This window comes from Streptomyces tyrfis (assembly GCF_037034285.1).
Lineage (GTDB): Bacteria > Actinomycetota > Actinomycetes > Streptomycetales > Streptomycetaceae > Streptomyces.
Genome location: NZ_JBAGJZ010000044.1, coordinates 25,809 through 40,976 on the forward strand (window position 1 = coordinate 25,809; position 15,168 = coordinate 40,976).

Annotated in this window: 10 protein-coding genes; 7 read left to right on the forward strand and 3 right to left on the reverse strand. The window is 72.9% G+C overall.

Annotated features, from left to right (window positions below; translation table 11 throughout):
- The first annotated feature begins 20 nt into the window (after positions 1-20).
- From WA762_RS27640 to WA762_RS27660, 5 genes are all read left to right on the forward strand, one after another.
- A complete protein-coding gene (locus tag WA762_RS27640; protein WP_335939229.1) occupies positions 21-1,592 on the forward strand; it encodes a 3' terminal RNA ribose 2'-O-methyltransferase Hen1 in 1,572 nt (523 codons plus the stop codon).
- Positions 1,589-4,153, forward strand: a complete 2,565-nt coding sequence (locus WA762_RS27645) for a polynucleotide kinase-phosphatase (RefSeq protein ID WP_335939230.1) — start codon at positions 1,589-1,591, stop codon at positions 4,151-4,153. The genes WA762_RS27640 and WA762_RS27645 overlap by 4 nt, the downstream gene beginning before the upstream one ends.
- 155 nt (positions 4,154-4,308) lie before the next feature.
- On the forward strand, positions 4,309-5,544 hold the full coding sequence (locus WA762_RS27650) for an arginine deiminase (RefSeq protein ID WP_335939231.1): 1,236 nt from the start codon (positions 4,309-4,311) through the stop codon (positions 5,542-5,544).
- 120 nt (positions 5,545-5,664) lie between these two features.
- Positions 5,665-6,684, forward strand: coding sequence for an ornithine carbamoyltransferase (gene argF / locus WA762_RS27655; RefSeq protein ID WP_335939232.1), 1,020 nt, complete (start codon positions 5,665-5,667; stop codon positions 6,682-6,684).
- Positions 6,685-6,957: 273 nt separating this feature from the next.
- Positions 6,958-8,427, forward strand: a complete 1,470-nt coding sequence (locus WA762_RS27660; RefSeq protein ID WP_335939233.1) for an amino acid permease — start codon at positions 6,958-6,960, stop codon at positions 8,425-8,427.
- A 45-nt stretch (positions 8,428-8,472) separates the two neighbouring features.
- Here the strand turns inward: WA762_RS27660 and WA762_RS27665 are convergent, their stop codons facing one another.
- Positions 8,473-8,907 carry an ATP-binding protein gene (locus tag WA762_RS27665; protein ID WP_335939234.1) on the reverse strand — a complete coding sequence of 145 codons (435 nt, stop codon included), beginning with the start codon at positions 8,905-8,907 and terminating at the stop codon, positions 8,473-8,475.
- A gap of 228 nt (positions 8,908-9,135) precedes the next feature.
- Between WA762_RS27665 and WA762_RS27670 the strand changes: the two genes are divergently transcribed.
- The gene (locus WA762_RS27670; RefSeq protein WP_335939235.1) at positions 9,136-9,963 is read left to right on the forward strand and encodes an enoyl-CoA hydratase family protein; all 828 of its coding nucleotides are present in this window, start codon (positions 9,136-9,138) and stop codon (positions 9,961-9,963) included.
- Positions 9,964-9,967: 4 nt separating this feature from the next.
- Positions 9,968-12,295 carry a bifunctional salicylyl-CoA 5-hydroxylase/oxidoreductase gene (locus WA762_RS27675; RefSeq protein ID WP_335939236.1) on the forward strand — a complete coding sequence of 776 codons (2,328 nt, stop codon included), beginning with the start codon at positions 9,968-9,970 and terminating at the stop codon, positions 12,293-12,295.
- A gap of 115 nt (positions 12,296-12,410) precedes the next feature.
- On the opposite strand, the gene WA762_RS27680 is transcribed toward WA762_RS27675, so the two are convergent.
- Positions 12,411-13,250, reverse strand: coding sequence for a GNAT family N-acetyltransferase (locus WA762_RS27680; RefSeq protein ID WP_335939237.1), 840 nt, complete (start codon positions 13,248-13,250; stop codon positions 12,411-12,413).
- Positions 13,251-13,398: 148 nt separating this feature from the next.
- Complete coding sequence (locus WA762_RS27685) at positions 13,399-15,021, reverse strand: AMP-binding protein (protein ID WP_335939238.1); 1,623 nt, start codon at positions 15,019-15,021, stop codon at positions 13,399-13,401.
- Positions 15,022-15,168: the final 147 nt, after the last annotated feature.

Sequence of the window (15,168 nt, forward strand, 5' to 3'; positions counted from 1 at the left end):
GCCAGACCATACTCGGACGCGTGTTCCTGACGATCAGTACCACCGGCGACCTGGAACGTCCCGCGACCGACCTCGGATTTCTGCTGCACAAGCATCCCGACAAGGCACAGGCGTTCTCCACCTCCCATGGCACGGCACACGTCTTCTATCCCGAGGCGTCCGCCGAGCGCTGCACCGCGGCGCTCCTGCTGGAGGTGGATCCCGTGGCGCTGGTGCGCAGAGGCAGGGGCAAGGGAACGGACGGCGCCCCCGACGCTGCGCTCGCGCAGTACGTCAACGACCGTCCGTACGCGGCGTCCTCGCTGCTCTCCGTGGCGATGAGCACCGTCTTCAAGTCTGCGCTGAGAGGCGTGTGCCAGGCCCGGCCCGAGCGGGCCCGGACGCCGCTGCCGCTGCGGATCGTGGTGCCCGCGCTGCCGGCGCGCGGAGGGCCGGAGCTGGTGCGACGGCTGTTCGGGCCGCTGGGCTGGAGGAGCCTGGAGGCCGTGGCCGTGCCGCTGGACGAACGGTTCCCGGAGTGGGGGGACTCGCGCTACGTCCGGCTGGTGCTGGAGGGCGAGATGCGACTCGCGGACGCGTTGCGGCAGTTGTACGTCCTGCTGCCGGTGCTCGACGACGCCAAGCACTACTGGGTCGCGCCGGACGAGGTGGACAAGCTGCTGCGGGCGGGCGAGGGCTGGCTGGCCGCCCACCCCGAGCAGAAGCTGATCACCCAGCGCTATCTCTCCCGGCGCCGGAGTCTGACCCTCCAGGCGGCGCGGCGGCTCGAACTGGTGCGGCTGGCCGAGTCGGACGACCTCGACGTCGAGCACGTCGACAACGCGGTGGACGAGACCGTGGACACCGAGGAGAGGCCGGTGCCGCTCGCCGAGCAGCGACGTACCGCGATTCTGGACGCGCTGCGCGCCGCCGGAGCGCGGCGGGTGCTCGACCTCGGCTGCGGCCAGGGGCAGTTGGTGCAGGCGCTGCTGAAGGACGTGCGGTTCACGGAGATCGTCGGCGTCGACGTCTCCGTGCGGGCCCTCACGATCGCCGCGCGACGACTGAAGACGGCCCGCATGGGCGAGCGGCAGGCGGCGCGGGTCACGCTCCAGCAGGGTTCGCTCACCTACACCGACAAACGGCTCCAGGGGTACGACGCGGCCGTGCTCAGCGAGGTCGTCGAACACCTCGACCCGCCGAGGCTGCCGGCGCTGGAGTACGCCGTGTTCGGTTCGGCACGGCCGCGGACCGTTCTCGTGACCACGCCGAACGCCGAGTACAACGTCCGCTGGGAGACCCTGCCGGCCGGGCACATGCGCCATGGCGACCACCGGTTCGAATGGACCAGGGCCGAGTTCCGCGACTGGGCCCGGGGCGTGGCTGGTCGGCACGGATACGGCGTCGAGTTCCTCCCCGTGGGTCCCGACGACCCGGAGGTGGGGCCGCCCACGCAGATGGCCGTCTTCACGACGGCCCCCGACGACGGCCCCCGGCCCCGAGCCGGCATCCGGGCCGGGGCGGGAACCGGGCACGCACCCGGGAACGAGCCGGGAACCGAGCCCGCGAACGGATCCCCGGACAGCACCGAGAAGGAGGTGGAAGCCGCATGACCAGCAGCGACCCGATCACCCTGCCCGTGACCGACCTCTCCCTGGTGGTCCTCGTCGGAGCCAGCGGTTCCGGCAAGTCCACCTTCGCCCGCAGGCACTTCCGGCCGACGCAGGTCGTCTCGTCGGACTTCTGCCGCGGCCTCGTCGCCGACGACGAGAACGACCAGAGCGCCAGCCGGGACGCCTTCGACGTCCTGCACACGATCGTCGGCAAGCGGCTCGCCGCCGGCCGGCTGACCGTGGTGGACGCCACGAACGTCCAGGCCGAGGGCCGCGGACAACTGGTCCGACTGGCCCGCAGCCACGACGTGCTGCCCATCGCGATCGTCCTCGACCTGCCCGAGGAGGTGTGCCTCGCACGCAACGCGAGCCGCCCCGACCGCGCCGACATGCCGCGCCACGTCGTCCAGCGCCAGCGCCGTGAGCTGCGCCGCTCGCTGCGCGGACTGGAACGCGAGGGGTTCCGCAAGGTGCACGTCCTGCGCTCCGAGGAGGAGGCGGAGCGCGCCGAGGTGGTCCTGGAGCGCCGCTACAACGACCTGCGCCACCTCACCGGCCCGTTCGACATCATCGGTGACGTCCACGGCTGCGGTTCCGAACTGGAGACGCTGCTGGGCAGGCTCGGCTACGTCGACGGCGCGCACCCCGACGGGCGCACGGCCGTCTTCGTCGGAGACCTGGTGGACCGGGGCCCCGACAGCCCCGGAGTGCTGCGCCGCGTCATGTCCATGGTGGCGGAGGGCAATGCCCTGTGCGTGCCGGGCAACCACGAGAACAAGCTCGGCCGGTACCTCAAGGGCCGCAAGGTCCAGCACACCCACGGGCTGGCCGAGACCATCGAGCAGTTGGAACGGGAGGACGAGAAGGACCCGGAATTCCGCGAGCGGGTGAGGGAGTTCATCGACGGACTCGTCAGCCACTACGTGCTCGACGAGGGCAGGCTCGTCGTCTGCCACGCCGGGCTGCCCGAGAGGTACCACGGCCGCACCTCCGGCCGGGTGCGCTCGCACGCGCTGTACGGGGAGACCACCGGCGAGACCGACGAGTTCGGCCTGCCCGTGCGCTACCCGTGGGCGGAGGAGTACCGGGGCCGTGCCGCCGTGGTCTACGGCCACACCCCGGTGCCCCGCAGCTCCTGGCTCAACAACACCATCTGCCTGGACACGGGCGTCGTGTTCGGCGGGAGGATGACCGCGCTGCGCTGGCCGGAGCGGGAGATCGTCGACGTACCGGCCGAGCGGGTCTGGTACGAGCCGGTCAAGCCCCTGTCCACGGGGGCGCCCGGGGCCCGGGAGGGCCGGCCGCTGGACCTCGCGGACGTGCACGGCCGCCGGATCGTGGAGACCCGGCACCTGGGCCGCGTCGCGGTCCGCGAGGAGAACGCCGCGGCGGCGCTCGAAGTCATGAGCCGGTTCGCCGTCGACCCGCGGCTGCTCGGCTACCTCCCGCCGACCATGGCGCCCACAGCCACCTCGCGCGAGGACGGCTGGCTGGAGCACCCGGCCGAGGCGTTCGCCCAGTACCGGGCGGACGGCGTGGCCCGGGTGGTGTGCGAGGAGAAGCACATGGGCTCCCGCGCCGTGGCCCTGGTCTGCCGGGACGCGAACGCCGCCCGCGAACGCTTCGGCGTCGGGGACGCCTCCGGCGGGTCCGGACCGACCGGGGCGCTGTACACCCGCACCGGGCGGCCGTTCTTCTCCGACGCCGCGTTCACCGAGGCGGTCCTCGACAGGCTGCGCACCGCCGTCACCGCCGCCGGGCTCTGGGAGGAGTGGGGCACCGACTGGGCGCTGTTCGACGCCGAGCTGATGCCGTGGTCCCTCAAGGCGTCCGGGCTGCTGCGCTCGCAGTACGCCGCCGTCGGCGCCGCGTCCGGGGCCGTCTTCCCCGATGCCGGCGCGGCCCTGGCCGCGGCGGCGGCCCGAGGGGTGGACGTGGCGGCCCTCGCGGACCGTCAGCGCGGACGGGCCGGGGACGCGGCCGCGTTCACGGAGGCGTACCGCCGTTACTGCTGGAGCACCCAGGGCCTGGACGGGGTCCGGCTCGCGCCGTTCCAGGTCCTCGCCGTGGAGGGCCGCTCGCTGGCCGCGGTGCCGCACGACGAGCAGCTGGCCTGGATCGACCGGCTGGTCGAGCACGACCCGACCGGGCTGCTCCAGGTCACCCGGCGGCTGATCGTCGACACGGGCGACGAGGCATCGGTGCGTTCCGGCGTCGACTGGTGGCTGGAGCTGACCGGAAGCGGCGGTGAGGGCATGGTGGTCAAGCCGCTCGCCGCGCTGGTGAGGGACGAGCGGGGCAGACTCGTCCAGCCGGGCGTCAAGGTGCGCGGCCGGGAGTACCTCCGGATCATCTACGGACCCGAGTACACCCGCCCGGAGAACCTGGAGCGGCTGCGCGGCCGGTTCCTCGGCCACAAGCGGTCGTTGGCGCAGCGGGAGTACGCGCTCGGGCTCGAAGCGCTGGACCGGCTGGCCGACGGGGAGCCGCTGTGGCGGATCCACGAGGCGGTGTTCGCGGTGCTGGCCCTGGAGTCCGAGCCGGTCGACCCCCGTCTCTGAGCCACGCCCGTGCCGCGCCGCTCTGTGTCGCCCGCCCGAACCGGGCGGCACCGGGCGGCGCGGGCGGGCGGCCGGCGGGTCGTGGGAACGAGGCCGTGGGAAACCCGCTGGCGATTCGCCGGGTGAACGGTGTGCCGCACGGTGAGGATGGAGACATGGGATTCCACGTCGACTCCGAGACCGGGCGGCTGCGCCGCGTCATCCTGCACCGCCCGGATCTGGAACTGAAGCGGCTCACACCCGACAACAAGGACGCGCTGCTCTTCGATGACGTGCTCTGGGTCCGCCGGGCCCGTCAGGAGCACGACGGCTTCGCGGACGTGCTGCGCGACCGGGGGGTGGAGGTGCATCTCTTCGGCGACCTGCTGCGGGAGTCGTTGGAGATCCCGGTCGCCAGACGGCTGGTCCTGGACCGGGTCTTCGACGAGAAGGAGTACGGCCCGCTGGCCACCGAGCACCTGCGCGCGGCCTTCGAGAAGATGCCCGCGGCCGAGCTGACCGAGGCACTGGTCGGCGGCATGACCAAGCGGGAGTTCCTGGACCGGCACGCCGAGCCGACCTCCGTCCGCTTCCACGTCATGGACCTCGACGACTTCCTGCTCGATCCGCTGCCCAACCACCTCTTCACCCGGGACACCTCCGCCTGGATATACGACGGGGTGTCCATCAACGCGATGCGCTGGCCGGCCCGGCAGCGCGAGACCGTCCACTTCGAGGCGATCTACCGCCACCACCCACTCTTCACCGGCCCCGACGCGGGCGCCTTCCACCACTGGTCGGAGGGGCAGGACGACTACCCCTCCACCATCGAGGGCGGGGACGTCCTGGTCATCGGCCACGGGGCCGTGCTCATCGGGATGAGCGAGCGCACCACCCCGCAGGCCGTGGAGATGCTGGCCCGAGGGCTCTTCGACGCGGGTTCGGCCCGCACCATCGTGGCGCTCGACATGCCCAAGCGCCGGGCGTTCATGCACCTGGACACGGTCATGACCATGGTCGACGGCGACACGTTCACCAAGTACGCCGGTCTGGGCATGCTCCGCTCGTACACCATCGAGCCGGGAGAGGGCCCGAGGGATCTGAAGGTCACCGACCACCCGCCCGAGCACATGCACCGGGCGATCGCGCACGCGCTGGGACTGGACTCGATCCGGGTGCTCACCGCCGTCCAGGACGTGCACGCCGCCCAGCGCGAGCAGTGGGACGACGGCTGCAACGTGCTCGCCGTCGAGCCGGGCGTCGTCGTCGCCTACGAGCGCAACGCCACCACCAACACGTATCTGCGCAAGGAAGGCATCGAGGTCATCGAGATCCGCGGCAGCGAACTGGGACGGGGCCGGGGCGGACCGCGCTGCATGAGCTGCCCCGTGGAGCGGGACGCCGTCGCGTGACGCGTCCGCTCGCCCGCCCGGCGCGGTGGTTCCGGGATGTTTCGTATAGCGATGCAATCCTTCGTATAGACTTCCATTGTTACTGTACGTTCGACCACCGTCCTACCCAGGAGCTGTCCCATGGCCATAGACCTCGCAGGCCGCCACTTCCTCAAGGAACTGGACCTCACGGCTGAGGAGTTCCGCGGTCTGATCGACCTCGCGGCCGAACTCAAGGCCGCGAAGAAGTCGGGGACCGAGGTGCGGCGGCTGTGCGGCAAGAACATCGCGCTGATCTTCGAGAAGACCTCGACCCGCACCCGGTGCGCCTTCGAGGTCGCGGCCGCCGACCAGGGCGCCTCCACCACGTACCTCGACCCCTCCGGCTCCCAGATGGGGCACAAGGAGTCGGTGAAGGACACGGCTCGCGTCCTCGGCCGCATGTTCGACGGCATCGAGTACCGCGGCGACAGCCAGGCGGCCGTCGAGGAACTGGCGGCCCACAGCGGTGTGCCGGTCTTCAACGGGCTCACCGATGACTGGCACCCGACGCAGATGCTCGCCGACGTCCTCACCATGACCGAGCACAGCGACAAGCCGCTGGACCGGATCGCCTTCGCCTACCTCGGCGACGCCCGTTTCAACATGGGCAACTCGTATCTGATCACCGGCGCGCTGCTGGGCATGGACGTGCGGATCGTGGCGCCGAAGGCGTACTGGCCGGCCGAGGAGGTCGTCGCCGAGGCCCGCAGGCTGGCCGACGCGAGCGGCACCACCTTCACCCTCACCGAGAACGTCGCCAGGGGCGTCGAGGGCGCGGACTTCGTCGCCACCGACGTCTGGGTCTCCATGGGCGAGCCCAAGGAGGTCTGGGCCGAGCGGATCGAGGCCCTGGCGCCGTACGCCGTGACCATGGACGTGCTGCGCGCCACGGGCAACGCGGACGTGAAGTTCCTGCACTGCCTCCCGGCCTTCCACGACCTCGGCACCCGGATCGGCCGGGAGATCCAGGAGGCCCACGGCCTGAGCGAACTGGAGGTGACCGACGAGGTCTTCGAGTCCGCGCACTCGATCGTCTTCGACGAGGCCGAGAACCGCATGCACACGATCAAGGCCGTCCTGGTGGCCACCTTGGCCGGCCCGGCCGGCCCGGCGGCCTGAGCGACTCAACGCGCATCGCGGCACGACTGCATGATCATGCACCCGATTGGGTGAACATGCGCAGGGGTGACTACCATGTGACCTCTCGGTGGGGTTCGGGCTCGCACGCTCGAACCCCGCTGTCGTACGCGCCCCACCGGCCCTCCCCACGGGTCGCCGGGCACCCCCCCCGCACACTCCCGCGTCCCCCACCTCGCTTCCCCCACCCCCGCCCGCCGTTTCTCCCCGCTTCCCCCCACTCACCCCCCACGTGCACCACCGGAGAGCCGCCCCGTGAGTCCGCTGCGCCCGTCGCACCGCCCGAGCCCGTCGGGTCCGCGCGTCAAGAACCCCCACCAGCTGATCGCCGAATCCGGCGCCGACCTGGAGGGGCACGGCCTCAAGCGCACCATGGGCCTCTTCCAGCTCGTGTGCTTCGGCATCGGAGCGGTCGTCGGCACCGGCATCTTCGTCGGCCTCTCCGACAGCGTCGCCCAGGCCGGCCCCGCCGTCGTGCTCTCGTTCGTGCTGGCCGCCCTCACCTGCGTCTTCACCGCCTTCTCCTTCGCCGAGCTGGGCAGCGCGATTCCGGTGTCCGGCAGCTCCTACTCCTTCGCCTACGCGACCTTCGGCGAACGCGTCGCGTTCCTCGTCGGCTGGTGCCTGCTGCTGGAGTACGGGGTCTCGGTCTCCGCGGTCGCCGTCGGCTGGAGCCAGTACGTCAACGAACTGCTGGACAGCCTGATCGGCCGGCAGCTGCCCGCCGCCCTCTCGGCGGGGCCCGGCGACGGCGGAGTCGTCAATCTGCCGGCCGTGCTGGTGATCGTGCTGGCCGCCACCCTGCTGGTACGGGGCGTCCGGGAGAGCGCCGGGGCCACCGCCGCCATGGCCATTCTCAAGATCGCCATTCTGGTGCTGTTCTGCGTCATCGCCTTCACCGCCTTCCGGCACGGCAATCTCGTGCCCTTCGCCGCGCACGGGGCGGGCGGGATCACCGCGGGCGCGTCGCTGGCGTTCTTCTCGTACATCGGCTTCGACGCCATCACCACCGCGGGCGAGGAGGTCAGGAACCCGCGCCGGAACATCCCGATCGCGATCATGGTCTGCATCGGCCTGGTCACCCTGCTCTACTGCGCCGTCGCGCTCGCCGCCATCGGCGCGCTGGGCCCGGACGCCGTCGCCGACAAACCCGCCGCGCTGTCGATCGTCGTGGACCAGGTCACCGGCTCGTCCATCGGCGGCGGGGTCATCGCGTTCGGGGCGGTCGTCGCGATCGCCTCCGTGGTGCTCGCGGTGATGTACGGGCAGACCCGCATCCTGATGGCGATGTCCCGCGACGGACTCATCCCGCGCGTCTTCGAACGGGTCTCGGCGCGCACCGCGACGCCCGTGGCCAACACCTGGATCGTGGCGGTCGTCTTCGCGGTCCCGGCCGCCTTCTCCTCGCTCGACGTGGTGGTGAACCTGACCACCATCGGCACGCTCGGCACCATGGTCGTGGTCAACCTCGCGGTGATCATGCTGCGCCGCCGCAACCCCGAGGTGCGGGGCTCGTTCCGGGTGCCGCTGTATCCGCTGAGCCCGCTTCTGGGGGTCGGCTTCTGCCTGTATCTCATGTACGGAACGGGCTGGGCGACCTGGCTGCAGTACGCCGTGTTCCTGATCGTCGGCGCGACGCTGTACGCCTGTTACGGCCGGAGCCGCTCCCGGCTGGCCGCGAGCGCGGCGGAAAAGGCGGGCACGGCGGGCACGTCCGGCCGCTGAGCGCCCGGCCCGCCCGCGACCCCGTCCCCGGCCCCCCGGGCGGGGTCAGGCTCCGGGCTTGCCGGACGGCAGTGTGAACCACACGGCCTTGCCCTGGTCCGTCGTGCGGTGGCCGCAGGACGAACTGAGCGTGCGGATGAGCAGCAGCCCCCGGCCGTGCTCCTGCCAGGGGTCCGGTTCGCCCCCGGGTCCGGGGCGGAAGAGGTCGCCCGGCGGAGTGGGGTCGCGGTCGTGCACCTCCACCTGGAACGCGGTCGGCCAGAGCTCCACCACCAGCTCGATGGGCTCGTCGCCGGGGGTGTGTTCCACCGCGTTGGCGACCAGTTCGGCGGTGAGGAGCTCGGCGGTCTCGGAGTCGGCCGCCGCCCCGATGTCCGCCAGCGCCGTACGGATCAGCGCACGGGCGACCGGCACGGCCACCGTCGAATGCGGCAGGGAGATCCGCCAGGAGGAGGGAGGGAAGGGGGCGTCGGAGGGCACGGCGGCGTTTCCGTTCCGGAGTCGGTGGACTCTCTCGGGGTAAATGCTTCTGAACTTCAACCTTACGAACCGCAACAACACGGACAAGGGTCGGTCGACCGGTGCGAAGGGGACGTTCGGCACTACGCTCTCACGCTCCGCTTATCGCGTTCTCATGACGAGGGTCACGTACAAGTGATACGTTGCGAACGCAGGCAGCGGCCCGACGGCTGAAGGGGAGTCCCCTCCATGAGCCCGTTTCCCAGCTCCGCCCCTCGAACGGATGAATGGCGTCATCTGCGGCTGACGACGGAGGACGGCGTCGCCACCGTCACCCTCGCCCGGCCGGAGAAGCTCAACGCGCTCACCTTCGGCGCCTACGCCGATCTGCGCGACCTGCTCGCCCAGCTGTCCCGCGAACGCGCGGTGCGCGCCCTGGTGCTCGCGGGGGAGGGACGCGGCTTCTGCTCCGGCGGGGACGTCGACGACATCATCGGCGCCACGCTCGCCATGGACACCGCCCAGCTGCTCGACTTCAACCGCATGACCGGCCAGGTGGTGCGGGCCCTCCGTGAGACCCCCTTCCCCGTCGTCGCCGCCGTACACGGGGTGGCAGCGGGGGCCGGGGCGGTGCTCGCGCTGGCCGCGGACTTCCGGGTCGCGGACCCCTCCGCCCGTTTCGCCTTCCTCTTCACCAGGGTCGGCCTGTCCGGCGGCGACATGGGGGCCGCCTATCTGCTGCCGCGCGTCGTCGGCCTCGGCCACGCCACCCGGCTGCTGATGCTCGGGGAGCCGGTGCGCGCCCCCGAGGCGGAACGCATCGGTCTGATCAGCGAACTGACCGAGGAGGGCCGGGCGGACGCCGGGGCGGCCGCGCTGGCCCGCCGGCTCGCGGACGGCCCGGCCCTCGCCCTCGCCCAGACCAAGGCGCTGCTGACCGCCGAGCTCGACATGCCGCTCGCCGCCGCCGTCGAGCTGGACGCCGCGACCCAGGCCCTGCTGATGCACGGCGAGGACTACGCCGAGTTCCACGCCGCCTTCAGCGGGAAGCGGTCGCCCGAGTGGCGGGGGCGGTGACGCGATGCCGACCGAGGCGCGGCCGACCGGCGTCGAGCGGTTTGGCGTCGAGCGGACCGGCGTCGAGCGGGTCGCGGTCATCGGCGGCGGGCCCGGCGGACTCTACGCCGCCGCCCTGCTCAAGCGGCTCCGCCCGGAGCGCGACATCACCGTCTGGGAGCGCAACGCCCCCGACGACACCTTCGGCTTCGGAGTCGTCCTCTCCGACGAGACCCTGGGCGGCATCGCCCACGCCGACCCCGTGGTCCACGCCGCCCTCCAGCGCGAGTTCGTGCGCTGGGACGCCATCGACATCGTCCACCGCCGAACGGCCCAGACCTCCGGCGGCCACGGCTTCGCGGCGCTGGGCAGGCGCCGGCTGCTGGAGATCCTGCGCGAGCGCTGCGACTCCCTCGGCGTACGGCTCCGCTTCCGCGCCCCGGCCCCGCCCGCCGCCGAACTGGCCGCCTCCCACGACCTGGTGATCGCCGCCGACGGGGTGAACAGCCTCACCCGCACCGCCCACGCCGACGCCTTCGGCCCCCGCCTCACCACCCACCGCTGCCGCTACATCTGGCTCGCCGCCGACTTCGCGTTCGACGCGTTCCGCTTCGAGATCGCCGAGACCCCGCACGGGGTGATGCAGCTCCACGGCTACCCCTTCGCCGCCGACGCCTCCACCGTCATCGTCGAGATGCGCGAGGAGGTGTGGCGCGCCGCCGGATTCGACGCACAGGACGTGTCGCGCTCGATCGAGCGCTGCGCCGACGTCTTCCGCGACGCGCTCGGCGGCCGGCCGCTGCGCTCCAACAACTCCGCCTGGCTCACCTTCCGCACCGTCGTCAACTCCCGCTGGTCGCACGGCAACACGGTGCTCATCGGCGACGCCGCCCACACCGCGCACTTCTCCATCGGCTCCGGCACCAAGCTCGCCGTCGAGGACGCCCTGACGCTCGCCGCCTGCGTCGAGGAACAGCCCGATCTGCCCGGCGCGCTCGCCGCGTACGAGGCCGAACGCCGGCCGGTCGTCGAGTCGACCCAGCGGGCGGCGGCGGCCAGCCTGCGCTGGTTCGAGGAACTGGGCGCCTACGTCGACCAGCCGCCCCGCCAGTTCGCCTTCAACCTCCTCACCCGCAGCCGCCGCGTCACCCACGGCAATCTGCGGATGCGGGACGCCTCCTTCACCGCCGGTGTCGAGGAGGAGTTCGGCGCCGCCCCCGGCAACCCGCCCATGTTCACCCCGCTGCGGCTGCGCGGGCTCGAACTCCGCAACCGCGTCGTCGTCTCCCCGATGGACATGTACTCGGCCGTCGACGGCGTCCCCGGCGACTTCCACCTCGTCCACCTGGGCGCGCGCGCACTCGGCGGGGCCGGACTCGTCATGACGGAGATGGTGTGCGTCAGCGCGGAAGGCCGCATAACTCCGGGCTGCGCCGGGCTCTACACCGACGAACAGGCCACCGCCTGGGCCCGGATCACCGACTTCGTCCACGCGAGCTCGCCCGGAACCGCCGTCGGCGTCCAGATCGGCCACTCCGGCCGCAAGGGTTCCACCAAGCTCATGTGGGAGGGCATCGACCAGCCCCTCGACCACGGCAACTGGCCCCTGGCCGCAGCCTCCCCGATCCCCTACGCGGCCGGCGTCAACCAGATTCCGCGCGCCCTGGACCGGGCCGGACTCACCGCCGTGCGCGAAGAGTTCGCGGCGGCGGCCCGGCGCGCCGTCCGCTGCGGCTTCGACCTGCTCGAACTCCACTGCGGACACGGCTATCTGCTGTCCGGCTTCCTCTCGCCCCTCACCAACCACCGCACCGATGCCTACGGCGGCCCGCTGGACAACAGGCTCCGCTTCCCCCTGGAGGTCTTCGACGCGGTCCGCGCCGCATGGCCCGACGACCGCCCGATGACCGTCCGCATCTCCGCCACGGACTGGGCCGAGGGCGGCACCACGGCCGAGGACGCCGTCGAGATCGCCCACGCCTTCGCCGCCCGCGGCGCCGACGCCATCGACGTGTCGACCGGACAGGTCGTCCCCGACGAACGCCCCGAGTTCGGCCGCTCCTACCAGACCCCGTACGCCGACCGGATCCGCAACACGGTGCGCGTGCCGGTCGTCGCCGTCGGCGCGATCTCCTCCTGGGACGACGTCAACTCCCTGCTGCTCGCGGGCCGCGCCGACCTCTGCGCCCTCGCGCGCCCGCACCTCTACGACCCGCACTGGACGCTGCACGCCGCGGCCGAGCAGGACTACGACGGCCCCGGCGCGCCCTGGCCGCCCCCGTACCTGGCGGGCAGCCGCCCCCCGCCGACGGGCCGCACCGACGCCCCGAAGCCCCGGCTCACCCTGGGGTGACGGGCCGGCGCCCGTGGCAGAGGCACGGGCCGGGGCGCGGGCCCGGGCGGTGGGCGTGCCGCTCCTCCCGGGCGACCCGCTCCGGCAGCGCGGCCGGCCCCTCGGCCTCCTCCCTTCATCGCTCCTCCGCGCTGATCAGGAGCCGGTCCGAGACCGGCCGGTAGCCGATGCGCCGGTACACGCCGTTGCTCGTCGGATTGGCCAGGTCGGTGAAGAGCAGCACCTCGGAGGCGCCGGCCTCCCGGGCGGCGCGGCTCGCCTCCGCCGTCACCGCGGCCGCGTAGCCGTGGCGGCGGTGCTCGGGAGGCGTGTAGACGGCGGTGATCCGCACCATGCCGGCGATCCGCGACGAGACGCCCGCCATCGACACCGGGACGCCGCCGTCCTCCCAGAGCGTCAGCCCGCCGGACGCCGTCCGCTCGTCCACCAGCCGCTCGACCCGGGCGCCGGGCTGCCCGGTCTGCTCGGCGAAGGCGCGATGCCGGCGCACCAGCAGGTCCCGGTCGGCGGGCGTGGCGGCCCTGGCCCGGCCCGACGGCGCCGGGTCGGGCGGCGTCAGCGTCCCCAGCCGGTACAGCCGCTGCTCCTGGAGGACCCGGTGACCGGGCCAGAGCACGGCGGCCAGAGCCTCGGCGGTGTCCCGGTCCGCGTTGACCGATGCCGGGACGGCGTCCGCCCGGGCGAGCGCGGCGGCCAGCGGAGCGACCGCCTCCGGGGCGACGGAGCCCAGGACCGGCGGATGCGGCGGGGTCCGCACCAGTGTCCCCGCGACCTGGCCGTCCGCCCCGCGCCACCAGCCCAGCGACGGGGTGCCGGAGCCGTAGGCGTGCGGGCCGTCGCGGCGCAGGACGGCGGTGACGGTCAGGATCAGGGTGTTCTCGGCGGGGCGGGCGGCCAGCGATTCCCCGGCCGCGTCCAGGAACACGTCGACGTCATGGGTGAAGGTCCAAGGCATGGTTCATCGTGCCGGGGGAGTCCGGGGCGGGGCATCCGGGTTTCCGGACGCGCGCCCCCGGCCGGGGTCCGTCCGGCCGCCCGCCCGGCCGTGTTCCCGCGGTCCGGCCGGATGCCCCGGCGGGCCGGGCTCCTGCCCCAGGCCGGGCTCACGCCGTCCGGTCGCCGGTCCGGTCGTCGCGGAGCCGGAAGCGCTGCAGCTTCCCGGTCGCGGTACGCGGCAGGGCGGGCAGGAACTCGATGACGCGCGGACACTTGTGCGGGGACAGCTCGCCCTTGACGAACGCGCGCAGCTCGTCGGCGGTCGGCTCCGCGCCCTCGCGCGGCACCACGTACGCCACCACGATCCGGCCGCGGAGCTCGTCCTCCCTGCCCACCACCGCCGCCTCCGCCACCGAGGGATGACGCAGCAGGGCGTCCTCCACCTCGGGGCCCGCGATGTTGTAGCCGGACGAGACGATCATGTCGTCGGCGCGGGCGACGTAACGGAAATAGCCGTCCGGGTCGCGGACATAGGTGTCGCCGGTGATGTTCCAGCCGTGCGCCACGTAGTCCCGCTGGCGCTCGTCGGCGAGGTAGCGGCAGCCGACCGGACCGCGTACCGCGAGCAGCCCCGGCTCCCCGTCCGGCACCTGCCGCCCCTCCCGGTCCAGCACCCGGACCTGCCAGCCGGGCACCGGAACCCCGGTGGCGCCGGGGCGGATCGCGTCGTCGGCGGCGGAGACGAAGATGTGCAGCAGCTCGGTGGCGCCGATGCCGTTGATGATGCGCAGCCCCGTCCGCTCGTACCAGGACCGCCAGGTGGCGGCCGGCAGGTTCTCGCCGGCCGAGACACAGCGCCGCAGCGCGCTCAGATCGTAGGCGTCCACCCGGTCGAGCATCAGGCGGTAGGCGGTGGGCGCGGTGAACAGCACCGAGACCCGGTGGGCGGCCAGCGCGGGCAGCAGCAGGTCCGGGCCGGACTGTTCCAGCAGCAGCGCGCTGGCCCCGGCCCGGAGCGGGAAGACCACCAGGCCGCCGAGCCCGAAGGTGAAGCCGAGCGGCGGACTGCCCGTGAACACGTCCTCGGGCGTGGGGCGCAGCACATGGCGCGAGAACGTGTCCGCGACGGCGAGCACGTCCCGGTGGAAGTGCATGCAGCCCTTGGGGCGGCCGGTGGTGCCCGAGGTGAACGCGATCAGCGCCACGTCGTCCGCCGCCGTGTCGACCGCGGGATACGGGCCCGGCCGGGCCTCGGCCAGGCGCAGCAGGTCGTCCGGCGCGTCGCTCCCGTAGACCGTGATCCGCAGCCCCGGCGCCCCGGCCCGCGCCAGGTCGTCGACCGACCGGACGTCGCACAGCGCGTGGCCGACCCGGGCGATGGAGCAGATGGCGGCCAGTTCGCCCGCCCGCTGCCGGTCCACGACCGTGACGGCGATCGCCCCCGCCTTCTGCACCGCGAGCCAGCAGGCCGCCAGCCGGGGGGTGGTGGGCCCGCGCAGCAGGACCCGGTTGCCGGGGACGACGCCCAGGTCCTCGGTCAGGACGTGGGCGATCCGGTCCACCCGGTCCCGCAGTTCCCCGTAGCTCCAGACCTCGCCGTCGGGGGTGCGGAAGGCGGGGCGGTCGGGGCCCAGCCGTTCGACGGTCCGGTCCAGGAGCTCGGTCGCGCAGTTCAGCCGGGCGGGATAGCGCAGTTCGGGAAGGTCGAAGAGCAGTTCCGGCCACTGGTCCGGGGGAGGAAGGTGCTCCCGGGCGAAGGTGTCGAGGTGCGCTGAGGTCTTCGGGCCCATGAAGGATCGCCCCCTTGTCGCCTCTGGAGCGTATCGTTTGGGTGACGGTAGTCAACGGTCCGCGATAGAGCGAATGGACGACGACCGCCCCGGGGGCCGGGCGTCCGTGCGGAGACCGGGTACGGAGCCGGGGTGCGCAGAAACGGG

Excerpts from the sequence above, each read along its gene's own strand:
- WA762_RS27675 (WP_335939236.1), top strand. The coding sequence starts at position 9,968 with ATGCCGACCGAGGCGCGGCCGACCGGCGTCGAGCGGTTTGGCGTCGAG.
- WA762_RS27670 (WP_335939235.1), top strand. The coding sequence starts at position 9,136 with ATGAGCCCGTTTCCCAGCTCCGCCCCTCGAACGGATGAATGGCGTCAT.
- argF (WP_335939232.1), top strand. The coding sequence starts at position 5,665 with ATGGCCATAGACCTCGCAGGCCGCCACTTCCTCAAGGAACTGGACCTC.
- WA762_RS27650 (WP_335939231.1), top strand. The coding sequence starts at position 4,309 with ATGGGATTCCACGTCGACTCCGAGACCGGGCGGCTGCGCCGCGTCATC.
- WA762_RS27685 (WP_335939238.1), bottom strand. The coding sequence starts at position 15,021 with ATGGGCCCGAAGACCTCAGCGCACCTCGACACCTTCGCCCGGGAGCAC.
- WA762_RS27645 (WP_335939230.1), top strand. The coding sequence starts at position 1,589 with ATGACCAGCAGCGACCCGATCACCCTGCCCGTGACCGACCTCTCCCTG.
- WA762_RS27680 (WP_335939237.1), bottom strand. The coding sequence starts at position 13,250 with ATGCCTTGGACCTTCACCCATGACGTCGACGTGTTCCTGGACGCGGCC.